This is a genomic window from Acinetobacter sp. GRABPA_MV_2, from assembly GCF_056725885.1.
Genome location: NZ_JBWZNA010000018.1, coordinates 1 through 13,305, shown reverse-complemented (window position 1 = coordinate 13,305; position 13,305 = coordinate 1). Strand labels below are relative to the sequence as shown.

Annotated in this window: 10 protein-coding genes and 1 pseudogene; 10 read left to right on the top strand and 1 reads right to left on the bottom strand. The window is 38.9% G+C overall.

Annotation, left to right across the window (positions count from 1 at the left end):
- Positions 1-104 precede the first annotated feature (104 nt).
- From ACXM0J_RS14595 to ACXM0J_RS14575, 5 genes and pseudogenes are all read left to right on the top strand, one after another.
- On the top strand, positions 105-413 hold the full coding sequence (locus tag ACXM0J_RS14595) for a DUF485 domain-containing protein (protein ID WP_086265984.1): 309 nt from the start codon (positions 105-107) through the stop codon (positions 411-413).
- Positions 410-2,137: pseudogene (locus ACXM0J_RS14590) on the top strand (cation acetate symporter). Before ACXM0J_RS14595 ends, ACXM0J_RS14590 begins: the two are co-directional and overlap by 4 nt.
- Positions 2,138-2,548: 411 nt before the next feature.
- A complete protein-coding gene (locus tag ACXM0J_RS14585; protein WP_086265983.1) occupies positions 2,549-3,952 on the top strand; it encodes a GntP family permease in 1,404 nt (467 codons plus the stop codon).
- A gap of 54 nt (positions 3,953-4,006) precedes the next feature.
- Positions 4,007-5,173, top strand: a complete 1,167-nt coding sequence (locus tag ACXM0J_RS14580; RefSeq protein ID WP_086265982.1) for an iron-containing alcohol dehydrogenase — start codon at positions 4,007-4,009, stop codon at positions 5,171-5,173.
- Positions 5,174-5,277: 104 nt separating this feature from the next.
- Positions 5,278-6,780 carry a CoA-acylating methylmalonate-semialdehyde dehydrogenase gene (locus tag ACXM0J_RS14575; protein WP_086265981.1) on the top strand — a complete coding sequence of 501 codons (1,503 nt, stop codon included), beginning with the start codon at positions 5,278-5,280 and terminating at the stop codon, positions 6,778-6,780.
- Between the two features lie 58 nt (positions 6,781-6,838).
- Here ACXM0J_RS14575 and ACXM0J_RS14570 read toward each other — a convergent pair whose 3' ends face one another.
- Positions 6,839-7,588 (bottom strand): IclR family transcriptional regulator, encoded by a 750-nt coding sequence (locus tag ACXM0J_RS14570; RefSeq protein ID WP_086265980.1) that lies wholly within the window; start codon positions 7,586-7,588, stop codon positions 6,839-6,841.
- Positions 7,589-7,835: 247 nt separating this feature from the next.
- Here ACXM0J_RS14570 and ACXM0J_RS14565 point away from each other — a divergent pair, with 247 nt between their 5' ends.
- From ACXM0J_RS14565 to ACXM0J_RS14545, 5 genes are all read left to right on the top strand, one after another.
- The gene (locus tag ACXM0J_RS14565; RefSeq protein ID WP_086265979.1) at positions 7,836-8,480 is read left to right on the top strand and encodes a TetR/AcrR family transcriptional regulator; all 645 of its coding nucleotides are present in this window, start codon (positions 7,836-7,838) and stop codon (positions 8,478-8,480) included.
- A gap of 81 nt (positions 8,481-8,561) precedes the next feature.
- Entirely contained in the window at positions 8,562-9,539 is a 978-nt protein-coding gene (gene acuI, locus ACXM0J_RS14560) for an acrylyl-CoA reductase (NADPH) (protein WP_086265978.1), read from the top strand.
- 351 nt (positions 9,540-9,890) lie between these two features.
- A complete protein-coding gene (zapE, locus tag ACXM0J_RS14555; RefSeq protein WP_086265977.1) occupies positions 9,891-10,973 on the top strand; it encodes a cell division protein ZapE in 1,083 nt (360 codons plus the stop codon).
- Positions 10,974-11,581: 608 nt separating this feature from the next.
- The gene (locus ACXM0J_RS14550; RefSeq protein ID WP_262470894.1) at positions 11,582-13,114 is read left to right on the top strand and encodes a TolC family outer membrane protein; all 1,533 of its coding nucleotides are present in this window, start codon (positions 11,582-11,584) and stop codon (positions 13,112-13,114) included.
- Positions 13,111-13,305 (top strand): hypothetical protein (locus tag ACXM0J_RS14545; RefSeq protein WP_479750618.1); only part of this gene is annotated, 195 nt, incomplete at its 3' end. The genes ACXM0J_RS14550 and ACXM0J_RS14545, both read left to right, overlap by 4 nt.

Genomic DNA, 13,305 nt, shown 5'->3' with positions numbered 1-13,305 from the left:
TAAGAGTACATTCAGGATAGTTAGGTGTACTTGTGCCAAAAGGACGAGGGAAAACAATAAATCACCTCGTCCAACAAAATATGGTTCATTACAAGGAGAGAAAAATGAATGATTCCATTGTTGAAAGGATCCAACAAAATCCCGAATATATTGCACTGCGTAAAAAACGCAATCGCCTCGGTTTCGTTTTGACGTCAATGCTATTGCTGGTGTATTTCGGTTATATTTCGCTTATTGCATTCAATAAGCCATTTCTGGCACAACCGATTGGTAGCGGTGTAACAACATTGGGTATTCCAATCGGTATGGCGGTGATCATCTTCACCATTGTGATCACGGGTATTTATGTACGCCGAGCTAATAGTGAGTTCGATTTAATCACAAAGCAAATCCTGAAGGAGGCTACACGATGAAGACCTCCATCAGCTTTCTAACGGTAATACTTAGTTTATTGGTTACAACTGTCGCACATGCTGCTGGTGGTGATGTAGGCGAAACGGCCAAGCAAGCCACCAACTGGACAGCTATTGGTATGTTTGGCACCTTTGTGGTTGCTACGCTTTTGATTACGAAATGGGCCGCCACGAAAACAAAGTCTGCTGCGGATTTTTATACTGCTGGTGGTGGTATTACTGGCTTTCAGAATGGTTTAGCAATTGCTGGTGACTATATGTCGGCAGCATCATTCTTAGGCATATCGGCTGCTGTTATGACTACTGGTTATGATGGGCTGATTTATTCCATTGGTTTTTTGGTAGGTTGGCCGATCATCACTTTTCTAATGGCTGAGCGTTTACGCAACTTGGGTAAATTTACTTTTGCGGATGTTGCTGGTTACCGTTTTAGACAGACACCAATTCGTGCATTTGCAGCATGAGGAACGCTAGTGGTGGTGGCATTTTACTTAATTGCTCAGATGGTTGGTGCTGGTCAACTCATCAAATTGCTATTTGGCTTAGATTATTGGGTGGCAGTAGTCATTGTTGGTGCATTGATGATGTTGTATGTACTTTTTGGTGGTATGACGGCTACCACATGGGTACAGATAACAAAAGCTTGCTTATTGTTAGCAGGTGTGACGTTTATGGCCTTTATGGTACTAGCCCAGTTTGGATTTAGCCCAGAAGCTTTATTCGCAAGAGGTGTAGAGGTACGAACGGCAATTGCAGCCAACGCTGGTCATTCACCAGATGAAGCTAGTCAGCTCGGTCTAGCCATTATGGGGCCTGGTGGTTTTGTGAAAGACCCAATATCAGCTATTTCGTTTGGTATGGCACTTATGTTTGGCACCGCTGGTTTGCCACATGTTTTGATGCGCTTTTTTACCGTGCCTGATGCCAAGGAAGCACGTAAATCTGTACTTTGGGCTACGACTTGGATCGGTTATTTCTACGTATTAATTTTCATTATTGGTTTTGGTGCCATAGCGCTAGTGCTAACTAATCCTGAGTTCGCAGATGTTACCAAGGGTGTAATTAATGGTGGAGCAGGCACTGCTAATATGGCAGCAGTACTTGTAGCTAAGTCAGTGGGCGGTAACGTTTTCTATGGCTTTATTTCTGCCGTGGCATTTGCAACTATTCTTGCAGTGGTTGCAGGACTCACACTATCAGGTGCTTCGGCTGTGTCGCATGATTTGTATGCCACATTATTTAAAAAGGGTAAAGCAGACAGTAAAAGTGAACTTAAAGTTTCCCGAATCACTACTGTGGTATTAAGTATCATTGCAGTCTTATTAGGCATTGCTTTTGAAAAACAGAATATCGCATTCATGGTATCTCTGGCATTTGCTATTGCCGCTTCGGCTAATTTTCCCGTGCTTTTTATGTCAGTGCTATGGAAAGATTGCACAACTCGCGGTGCCGTAATAGGCGGCTTTTTGGGGCTACTATCGTCTGTTGTGCTAACTTTGGTCTCGCCGTCGGTGTGGGAGACTACACTTGGAAATCCAGAGGGTTCCGCTTTATTCCCCTATACTTCGCCAGCGCTTTTTTCAATGACTATAGGTTTCGTTAGTATCTGGTTTTTCTCAATCACTGACCGTAGTACTAGCGCGGAGCGTGAGCGGGCAGCCTTTGTTGCTCAACAGGTACGATCTGAGACTGGGTTAGGGGCAGAGGGAGCATCAGGACATTAAAGTGGTTTTGCTACCCGGTTTTACTCTGTTTTCTTGAGCGTGAATAGTTCTAAGAAATAAGGTAAATCGGGTAGATCTAGCTTGATCTTTACATTCAACGTTCAAATTAAGTTTTTTTTATAAAAAATAACTACATGTATGGATGCAAGTATGCTTCGTTCAGCACATTTCTTGTCGTTTTTTATGACGTAATATCAATCTCAATTTAAATCCAAAAATAAAATTCTTCGCTTTTTCTAACTTCAATTTTGTTCATTTAAATCACGAACTAAAAAAGGTTTGACACTCTTAATAGAATCTCTTATAAATGAATAATGATACGAATCGTATCATTTTAAGTTTTTTGTTTTGATAATAAGATTCAAAATAGAACTTAAAACATGGATTGGAATATGGTCAAAGGATTGAATTATGCTCGGACTGACAGGAATAGTCTTGTCCCTGATCTTGCTGATGTATTTGGCATATAAGGGACATAGCGTCATTATTTTGGCGCCATTTTTAGCTTTGTTTGCGGTGTTATGGAGCGGCCTAAGTCATGAAGTATTGGGTGTTTATACCCAAATATTTATGACTGGACTTGGTGGCTATATCATCAAGTATTTTCCATTATTTTTGCTTGGGGCAATCTTTGGCAAACTGATGGATGATTCAGGCTCAGCGCAAACAATTGCAGAGTTTTTTGTACAAAAACTAGGGCACCAAAGTGCTGTGCTTTCGATAGTACTGTCCTGTGCAGTATTGACCTATGGTGGAGTCTCATTGTTTGTGGTTGGTTTTGCGGTATATCCAATTGCTTCAGCTTTATTCAAGCAATTAGATATTCCTAAGCGACTCATTCCAGGGGTGATCATGTTAGGGGCATTAACCTTTACCATGACTGCATTACCAGGTACACCTGCGATTCAGAACGCGATTCCAATGCCATTTTTCCATACCGATCTTTATGCAGCACCAGGACTTGGGGTATTGGGCTCAATCTTTATGTTAGTGACTGGGATGTGGTGGTTAAACAGACGGGTCAATATCGCACAAGCTATGCAAGAAGGTTATGGTCACCATCATGAACCAGTTTCTTTAGCAGTAAACAATGCCCATGGTGGTATGCAACAGCCCTCACTTTTAGTCGCGATTATGCCTATCTTGGTAGTCATTGTAAGTAACTTTGTACTGACTAAAGTGATCCTGCCGAATTTAGATAACACTTATCTTGCTACAGCAAAATATGGAAATGTCGGTCTAAGTTCAGTATTGGGATTATGGGCAATCATTTGCGCACTGGTGTTGGCATGTTTAATTATCATTCTATTGAATTGGCATCGTCTTAATGACCTCAAAGGCTCTATCCAACAAGGCGTATCCTCTTCATTTTTACCAATCTTTAATACGGCATCTGAGGTTGGTTATGGCTCAGTGATCGCATCTTTGGCTGGATTCTTAATCTTACGTGATTTTTTAGTTGGATTAGCTCCCAATAGTCCTCTGATTTCAGAAGCGATTGTGATTAATGTCTTGGCTGGGATCACGGGTTCTGCTTCAGGAGGTTTGAGTATTGCACTCAACACTATGGGTGATACCTACATGCAGTTAGCCCAACAATTTAATATTTCACCCGAATTAATGCATCGCGTCGCATCAATGGCCTCTGGGGCATTAGATTCACTACCTCATAACGGTGCTGTGATCACAATTATTACCCTCTGCGGCTTGACCCATAAACAATCTTATTTCGATATGTTTGTGGTGGCTGTGGTCATTCCACTGTTCGCACTGATAGGTGTCATCACACTCGGCACATGGTTCGGCTCATTTTAATAAAACTCAACAAATTGCTTAACACAATGGATCTATTACAGAAAGGAAAATAGCATGGCCTCAAGCATACAACTCCCTAGAATTATAGAAGTCGGTAAAGATGCTCGACTCAAACTTCCACAAATCTTAAACAGTCTTGGCTGTCATAAACCTTTGATTATCACTGATAAGGTTATGGTCTCCTTAGGATATATTGATGAAATTCAAAATATTCTCAAAGCGGAGCAGATTGAATCAGATTATTTTGATGAAACCATTCCTGAGCCCACTTCTAGTTCGATTGCAGCTGGAGTAGAGCATATCCGCCGTCATGACTATGATGCGATTATTGCTATAGGTGGTGGTAGTCCAATCGACAGTGCTAAAGCAATTGGGATCTTAGGTAAATTTGGCGGTGAGATGCGCGATTATAAGTTTCCGCGTCAGGTCAACGAAACTGGTTTACCGATCATTGCAATCCCGACGACAGCAGGTACGGGCTCTGAATGTACCCGTTTCACAATCATAACTGAAGATTCGACCAGTGAAAAAATGCTCTGTGCTGGCATGGGTTTTTTACCTGTCGCTGCGATCATTGACTATACGTTAACTATGTCTTTACCAGCACGTACTACGGCTGATACAGGTATTGATGCTCTAACTCACGCTATAGAAGCTTATGTCAGTAAAAAAGCAAATGCCTATAGTGATGTGCAAGCTATGGCTGCAATGAAATTAATTGGGCCAAATCTACAAAAAGTTTATAGCGAACCAAAAAACGAAGCTGCCCGTGAAGCGATGATGCTGGGTTCAACTTTAGCAGGAATTGCATTTTCCAATGCCTCTGTAGCACTAGTGCATGGCATGAGTCGACCAATTGGGGCATTTTTCCATGTACCACATGGACTATCGAACGCTATGTTATTGCCTATGATTACCGCTTACTCGATTAAAGCTGCACCTGAAAAATATGCGCAATGTGCAAGAGCTATGGGTGTCGCTCACACTGATGATGCAGATGAAATCGCAAATCAAAAATTGGTTAATGCATTAATTGAAATCAACCGCGATTTGCAGGTACCGACGCTAGCTGAGTTTGGAGTACAAAAAGCTGAGTTTGATCAAGTGGTACAGGTCATGGCAGAACAAGCTTTGGCATCTGGCTCTCCAAGTAATAACCCTATCGTACCGACTGTCGAAGAGATGGTGAACCTATATCAACAATTGTGGATTACGGAATAAGTCTGAAAAGCCTTTGGACATGAGCTAACTAGTTAGCGCAGAAGTAATTTACAAAGCTGAAAAGTAAATACAGTAACAGTCATAATTTAAAGAGGAAGAACCTAATGACAATTTTAGGACATTTTATTAATGGTGTGATGACCACCGAAAGCAACAATGTACGTAGCCAACCAGTTTATAACCCTGCGACAGGGGAGTCAGAGAAATCTGTGGCTTTGGCTAGTGTAGAAACAGTAGAGCAAGCGATTGCAGCAGCTGAGGCAGCATTCCCTGAATGGCGTAATACTCCTGTAATGAAACGCGTTAGAATCATGTTCCGTTTTAAAGAGCTACTTGAGAAAAATGCAGATCAAATTTGTGCTTTGATTGGAGCTGAACATGGCAAGATTGTTCATGATGCGGCAGGTGAATTACAACGTGGAATTGAAAATGTTGAATATGCTTGTTGCGCAGCAGAGTTCTTGAAAGGTGAATACAGCAAAAATGTCGGACCTGGTATCGACTCTTGGAGTGAGATGCAGCCGTTAGGTGTAGTAGCGGGTATTACACCATTTAACTTCCCTGTGATGGTGCCATTATGGATGTTCCCAATGGCGATTGTTTGCGGTAATACTTTCGTACTTAAACCATCTGAGCGTGATCCATCATCAACCTTGTACATCGCACAGTTGTTGAAAGAAGCTGGTCTGCCAGATGGAGTTTTGAACGTAGTTAATGGTGATAAGGTTGCAGTTGATACCTTGCTTACTAGCCCAGTGGTACAAGCTGTTAGTTTTGTTGGATCAACCCCAATTGCTGAATATATCTATGCGACCGCAACTGCCAATGGAAAGCGTTGCCAAGCCTTGGGTGGTGCAAAGAACCATGCTATCGTGATGCCGGATGCAGATATTGATAATGTAGTAAATTCATTATTAGGTGCAGCATTTGGTTCTTCGGGTGAGCGCTGTATGGCTCTATCTGTAGCAGTAGCTGTTGGTGATGAAATTGCAGATAAAATCATTGCAAAACTGACTGAGGCGATGAAAGATCTGAAAGTTGGGCATTATTCAGATAAATCTAATGACTTTGGGCCTGTTATCACAGCTCAGCACAAAGCTAAAGTACTTGGTTACATCGACAGCGCTGAAGAACAAGGTGCGAAAATTGTGGTTGATGGTCGCCAGATGAGTCCTGAAGGTTATGAAAATGGTTACTTTGTTGGTGCGACACTGATTGACCAAGTGACAATGGACATGACTAGTTATAAAGAAGAAATCTTTGGGCCAGTACTACAGATTATGCGAGTCGACAGCATGCATAAAGCGATGCAACTGATCAATGACCATGAATATGGCAATGGTACATGTATATATACCCGTGATGGTGAGGCAGCTCGATACTTTAGTGATCATATTAAAGTGGGGATGGTTGGAATTAATATTCCATTGCCAGTGCCTGTTTCTTATCACAGCTTTGGTGGCTGGAAACGTTCATTATTTGGTGATTTAAGCGCTTATGGTCCAGATGGTGCACGCTTCTATACCCGTCGTAAAACGATTACTCAACGTTGGCCTGCTAGTGATGTACGTGAAGGTGCTCAATTTGCTATGCCTACCTTAAATTAAATTCACTCGCAAATTTTAGATCGAGTTTTGCGCTGTTTCCAAGTGAAACAGCGCTTTTTCATGAATTGACTAAAGATTCTAATGCAGTTGCTGCCTCACGTAGCAAAGGCTCAAAGGCCTGAAGTTCTTCAAGAGATTTGCGAATGGTAGGTGCATGTACATATAGACAGGCAATAATATTTCCATCTTTTAAAATCGGTACAGAACAAGCAACCATACCTGCAATAAATTCTTCGTTGTCACTACCCAGTTTTTTTTCAAAGATCTCAGCCAAGTGCATATCTAATTGATCGATATCGATCATCGTATTTTTTGTCATCTGCGTGATTGGCAGCTGAGATAATATTCTTTTTCGTTGTATCGGTTCTAGAAAGCTTAGGAATAGTTTTCCGCTGGAACTACACCATAATGGAACAGTTGAGCCAACCGGTAGATAAACCTGTAAGGGCCAGTTGGTTTGCACACGATCAGTATATAGCATTTGGTTTTCACTAAGGATTGCTATCCCGCAGGTTTCACCGATTTGATCAGAAAGTTTTTGTAGAATTGCAAGACGTTCGATCTTACGAGATTCTTGCTCCCAAATACTCATCAGCCATTTATAAGTGCGATCACCAACCACAAAACCACCATAGGTGTCACATTTGAGAAACCTTTCTTGCTCTAGTGTTTGTAGCAAACGGTGAATACTCGGTTTAGGAATATCTAGATCTACGGCAAGATCAAGTGGAGTGGGTGGGTGTTTTGAAGTAGCAACGGCTTCTAAAATATCAAGTACCCGTGTAATTGAAGAACCTTTTTTCTTCATAGTTGGTCTAAATAAAAAATAATTAAGTAATGATTATAATAGAGGATCTGCTGTTTTTATAGTTAATAGTCTATTTGCTATTTAATCACTTAAATATGGTCTTTTAGTCTGACTTAAACTAAGTTAAATATAGGAAGTTACTTAAAAATTACTAGTGTGGTTGTTAGATTTAGCTTATCTAAACTCCTACGATAGTATAAGATCGAATGACATTGCTATTTCTAGATAGATAGTCTATTTTGTAAATATGAACTATTCAAACTTACCCAAAAGACCACGTGGTCGGCCCACTAAGCATGGAAGCAATTATGCAGATACGAAAGATGTATTAATACGTCGTGGTATTGAATTGCTTACAGAACGTGGAATGAATGCCATGAGTTTAGATGATTTAATGAAGCCTATTCAAATTCCTAAAGGCTCTTTTTATCATTATTTTGAAAACAAAGAGGCATTTATTTTAGAAGTCTTAAAGGCCTACGAAATTTATTTTGTGAGACGATTGAATAAGTTTTTAAGTCAACCAGATCTCCCTCCTCTAGAAAAACTACAAAACTTTGTAAATGATGCTGGAGAAAAGCTACAGAAATATGATTTTAAGCGAGGTTGTATTCTGGGAAATTTAGGGCAAGAGGTTTCTTATTTAGCCCCTGAAATTATTGATCGAATAGAAAGTATTTTTCAGGTCTGGCAGAAAATGGTTTCTGATTGTTTGCATGAGTTTTACTCTCAATATAACTTAACAGATTGTGATGAAATGGCTTACCAATTTTGGATTGGGTGGGAAGGCGCAGTTCTTAGAGCTCGGTTAATCAAGTCTACGAGTCCTCTAGAAGCATTTTATCGTTTGTTTACATTGGGTGTAGAACAACTCAATAACATAAGAAACTAATTAAAAAATAAATGCATAACATGCATTTATTTTTTAATTAATTCTAGGCAATTGGTCTAATTAAATAAAGAGGATATTTTTATGTATACAGGTATCGTAATTACTAAAGATGATGCTGGTTATCTGGCAAAGGTTACTGAGATTACTCCAAAGCCTTTGCAGGAAGGAGAGGTAACCGTTGAAGTAAAATATTCAACATTAAATTATAAAGATGCTTTAGCCATTACTGGGCGTTCTCCAGTAGTTCGTAGTTTTCCATTAACACCAGGCATAGATTTTTCAGGTGTTGTAATTGCATCAAAACATCCAGCATGGAAAGAAGGAGATGAAGTTCTATTAAATGGCTGGGGTGTTGGTGAAAAATATTCTGGCGGATTAGCTGAACAAGTGACTGTTTCAGGTGATTGGCTCATACAGAAACCTTCTGCTTTTTCTTTTAAGGATACGATGATTATTGGTACAGCAGGTTATACCGCAATGCTGTGTGTAATGGCCTTGCAAAGGCATGGAATCAAGCCAAGTGATGGAAAAATTTTAGTGACAGGTGCAAATGGTGGAGTAGGTAGTATTGCCATTATTATTTTGAGTCATCTTGGTTATGAAATTACAGCATCAACTGGTAGACCCCAAGAAACAGAATATTTAACGAGTTTAGGGGCAAGCGAAATTATTGATCGTGCTGAATTATCTTCACAAGGAAAGCCGCTAAACAAGGAAATTTGGGCAGGTGTGATTGATACTGTGGGCAGTCATACTTTAGCCAATGCTTGTGCTAGCACAAAATATCGTGGTGCAGTTGCTGCGTGTGGTCTGGCTGGTGGAATGGATTTTCCTGCAACAGTTGCTCCATTTATCTTGAGAGGAATTACCTTATATGGAATTGACAGTGTTATGGCACCAATCGAGCTAAGAAAAGAAGCTTGGGAGCGTTTAGCTAAAGAATTAGATAAAACAAAATTGGAAACAGTAACGACTGAGATTCAGTTAAGTGATGCCTTAAATTTTTCAAATGAAATTTTAGATGGAAAAATAAGAGGCAGAGTTGTTGTAAAGCTCTAAGCCTTAAAAAAAGAGCGTTAATGACTCTTTGTATACCTTGGGTGAAATGATTTAAGTTTATAAACACAAAAGCCATCCACTGAGATGGCTTTTGTTTTAAGTAATTTCAATTCTCGTTTTTCGGCAGATGTCTGAACTTACCACCTTAACGTATCACCAGTTTGGTAGTGAGTTACATGGATTATGAATGAGGATTTATTGAATCAGGTAATAAAGGAAATTTCAAAAGAATATAGAATTAAGACTCCATTATACTGACATCAGCTTTCTTATTTTTCTCCAGCAGTTTAAATAATGAATGATATTATGTTAAGCACTCAACAACAATCTTGGCTACCGTAGGGAATGAAGATGCTTAAGCATGAGGGGCAAAGTCCACTCGATATATACAACTCTATGATTAATAATGGCGTTGTTCTTGCAGATCCATCTCAGCGACAAGCTATTGAAAAATTAAATGAAATTTGGAATAAAATTGAAAACCAGTCTAATCATTTCTTTAGTCCCCAGATTAAAGGTTTATATATGTGGGGGAGTGTAGGAACAGGCAAGACCTGGATTATGGATTTGTTTTATAACTCTCTAAATTTTAAAAAGAAAATGAGAGTTCATTTTCATCATTTCTTAAAAGATGTTCACAAACAACTTATTGGCTATCGGGGAAATAAAGACCCTTTAAAACTGATCGCTAATGACATAGCAAGCCAGTATAAGCTCATTTGCTTCGATGAGTTTTTTGTATCAAATGTTGCTGATGCAATGATACTTTCAAATCTATTTAATCTGCTATTTTCAAAGAAAGTAATATTGGTTGCTACCTCGAATATTGATTCGAAGGATCTTTATAAAGATGGCTTAAATCGCGATAGATTTTTAGAGACCATAGATCATATCAATAAGAATTGCACCGTCTTGAAGATCGGTAATCAACTAGATTACAGAACCATAAAAGAAAGCAACGCCAATGATGATTTCTATAGATTTCCATTAAATGAAGAATCAGAACAATGGCTTCATTCGGTTTATCAGCAGCTTACAAATAACCAGAAAGAACGCAAGACTAGCATCATGATCAACCACAGATCAGTAGAGGTTAAATCTTGCTATAAGAATGTGATTTGGTTCGACTTCGAAAACCTTTGTCGGGAAGCCAGAAGCCCAGCTGATTATATTGAGATAGCAACGCAATATGACTATGTTCTCATCAGTGGAATTGGTGATCTAACAGATAGAATTTATGATACCGTGAGACGTTTTATTTATTTGATTGATGAGATTTATGATCAAAAAATCAAACTATACTTTGCTGCTTCACAACCATTAAATCAATTATATAAAGGCGAGAGGCTTAAATTTGAATTTCAAAGAACCTATTCACGATTACAGGAAATGCAAAGCATAAGTTATAACAAGGAACTTCAGGAGCCCGCTTAAACTTATCAGCTTAACGCACCACCAGTTTGGTAGTCAGTTACGCAAGTTGAAAAGGCTGTATTTGGTTATTTGGATCTCACATAAAGATCATATATTTTTATAAAGATGTAAATGTAAAAAGGGCTACTATTGGCAACCCTTTTAAAGCACATGTGCTGTGCTCTAAAATAAATAGAAAATATTTTATTTGTTTAATATGTTTTTAATCATGTGTTTTAATTTTATTTTAAATAAATCATTATTGATGAATTTAAATAAATAATATATTTTTACTAATATGATTTTTTAGAGTTTATAGCCTACCACTTCCCCAAGAGGTAGGTTTTTTTTATGGAAATTATTTATTCTGATAATTGAATATTATAGTTTTTTTAAGTGTTTAATTGGTTTTTAAATATATGTGTTTAAAACTCATTTTTATAATTTAAATTGTAAGTAAATTAGATGCTTAGTTGCCGCTGTTGAAAATTAATCATTTTTTACTTTATTTTTTCTCAAAGAAAATTATTCTGAAAATTATTTATTTAAAGTATGGAATTTAATATTTTTGATAATTTTTAACTGAGTTTTTGATTGTTTTACAATATTTCAAGAGATTAGATTTTCTAATGAGTAAATTGCCTTTTTCCCACAATGATTTCCAACTTATAATCAGATCAGGTACGAAGTTTTTTTTATATTTTTGTATTGCTTCTAGTGTATCAATATCAATTACAAAGGCAGAGACCGCGTCTGTTAACTCGGGAAAAAGTTTAACAAAAAAAGTTTCTCAACTCTTTAAACCTACGCCAGATGAAAGCTACCGATCTGTCGATTTCCAAAAATTAAGCAATTTAGGGTTTGATCAGAGCCAATTTCAACAACTAGGAAATGATGGGAACTATTTACCGACGTCTACTGCGATGTGGAGCAATCAAGTCAGTTTAATTGATGCGATTCAATATGCAGTTCAACGAAACCCTAATATTTCTCAAGCCATTTCAACTCTAGCTGGCCAAAATGCTGGTATTGATGTTGCGAAGGCAGGTTACTATCCTCAAATTTCAGGTGGTATTACCACAGGTGATTTGAGTAGTGGTGAGCGGGGTAGACAGTTACTCACGTTATCTGCGACTCAAATGCTTTTTGATTTTGGCAAAGTAAAATCAGGTGTATCTGTTGAGCGTGCCAAAGTACAAGTCGAGCAGGCCAACGTGCTGGTTAGCATTGATGATATTGCACTTGATGTGGCACAGTCGATTATCAATATTCAGCGCTATCTCCAATTAAATAAAATCGCCGAGCAGCAAATTGCTGGGATTCAACGTATTCAGGAAATTGCCAATTTACGTGCAAATGCCGGTATTAGTAGCCAAGCCGATCCAGTTCAGGCACAAACATATTTAGAGTCTGCACAGTCGACACTCATTGCACAGCAATCTTTATTACGTCAGTACCAGCAACATCTAAGAACTCTGGTAGGAGTAGATGTTTTTAATAAGGCATGGGTCATTCCTGATGATTTGGTAAAGCAATCTGGCCTCTATAATGAGCCTGAGTTTAATACCATTCCTAAAATGATCGCTGCACAAGCGGGTGTTGAAGTTGCCAAAGCTCAAAAAGAACAGACCCGACTAAGTCGTTATCCGACTTTGGCGGTAAAAGGTTCGGTCAGTCAGGCCATTAATGGCAGAAACCCGAACAATGATGAGGACGATGGTTTATATAGCTCGGTCATGCTTGAAGCCACCAGCCAGTTTTATCAAGGTGGGGCAGTTTCTTCCCAAGTAAAAATGGCAAGTTATGCAGAAGAAGCTGCTAAATCTAAAGTGAATTCTGTGTATCTGGATGTGCTCGATCAGATCAGAACCAGTCGTGAGCAAATTGAAAATAAACAACGCCAAATGCAGGTACTGACCAATCGCCAAGGCACTACGGTTCGTACACGTGAACTTTATCAAGAGCAGTACAAACTCGGTACACGTTCATTGGTCGATTTATTGAATGCAGAGCAGGCCATTCATAGTGCCAATTCAGAACTCGAAACCGCACGTTATGACATCTACAACAGTATTGTTCAGTACATTGCGGCAACAGGACGTTCTCGCCAAGCCTATGGCTTGAATAATATTTCAATTCAGGGGTTCGAAGTACAACCATGATGACAAAAATAAATTACCAGCCCTGGTTACAGGCGGTCTTAACGATTGCTAAACATTATAGAATTGAGCCTTCAGAAGAAAGAATCCGTTTACAACTTGACTGGAACCAAAATCAAAACCTTGATGATGTTTTACAGCTCATTACACGTCAGGTAGGACTCAATTTACGTAAAGTGCCGTTTTCTTTAGAG

What these genes read in the sequence shown, in the direction of transcription:
- ACXM0J_RS14550 (WP_262470894.1), top strand. Translation starts at nt 11,582, where the DNA reads ATGAGTAAATTGCCTTTTTCCCACAATGATTTCCAACTTATAATCAGA.
- ACXM0J_RS14580 (WP_086265982.1), top strand. Translation starts at nt 4,007, where the DNA reads ATGGCCTCAAGCATACAACTCCCTAGAATTATAGAAGTCGGTAAAGAT.
- ACXM0J_RS14570 (WP_086265980.1), bottom strand. Translation starts at nt 7,588, where the DNA reads ATGAAGAAAAAAGGTTCTTCAATTACACGGGTACTTGATATTTTAGAA.
- ACXM0J_RS14565 (WP_086265979.1), top strand. Translation starts at nt 7,836, where the DNA reads ATGAACTATTCAAACTTACCCAAAAGACCACGTGGTCGGCCCACTAAG.
- zapE (WP_086265977.1), top strand. Translation starts at nt 9,891, where the DNA reads ATGCTTAAGCATGAGGGGCAAAGTCCACTCGATATATACAACTCTATG.
- ACXM0J_RS14595 (WP_086265984.1), top strand. Translation starts at nt 105, where the DNA reads ATGAATGATTCCATTGTTGAAAGGATCCAACAAAATCCCGAATATATT.
- ACXM0J_RS14585 (WP_086265983.1), top strand. Translation starts at nt 2,549, where the DNA reads ATGCTCGGACTGACAGGAATAGTCTTGTCCCTGATCTTGCTGATGTAT.
- acuI (WP_086265978.1), top strand. Translation starts at nt 8,562, where the DNA reads ATGTATACAGGTATCGTAATTACTAAAGATGATGCTGGTTATCTGGCA.
- ACXM0J_RS14575 (WP_086265981.1), top strand. Translation starts at nt 5,278, where the DNA reads ATGACAATTTTAGGACATTTTATTAATGGTGTGATGACCACCGAAAGC.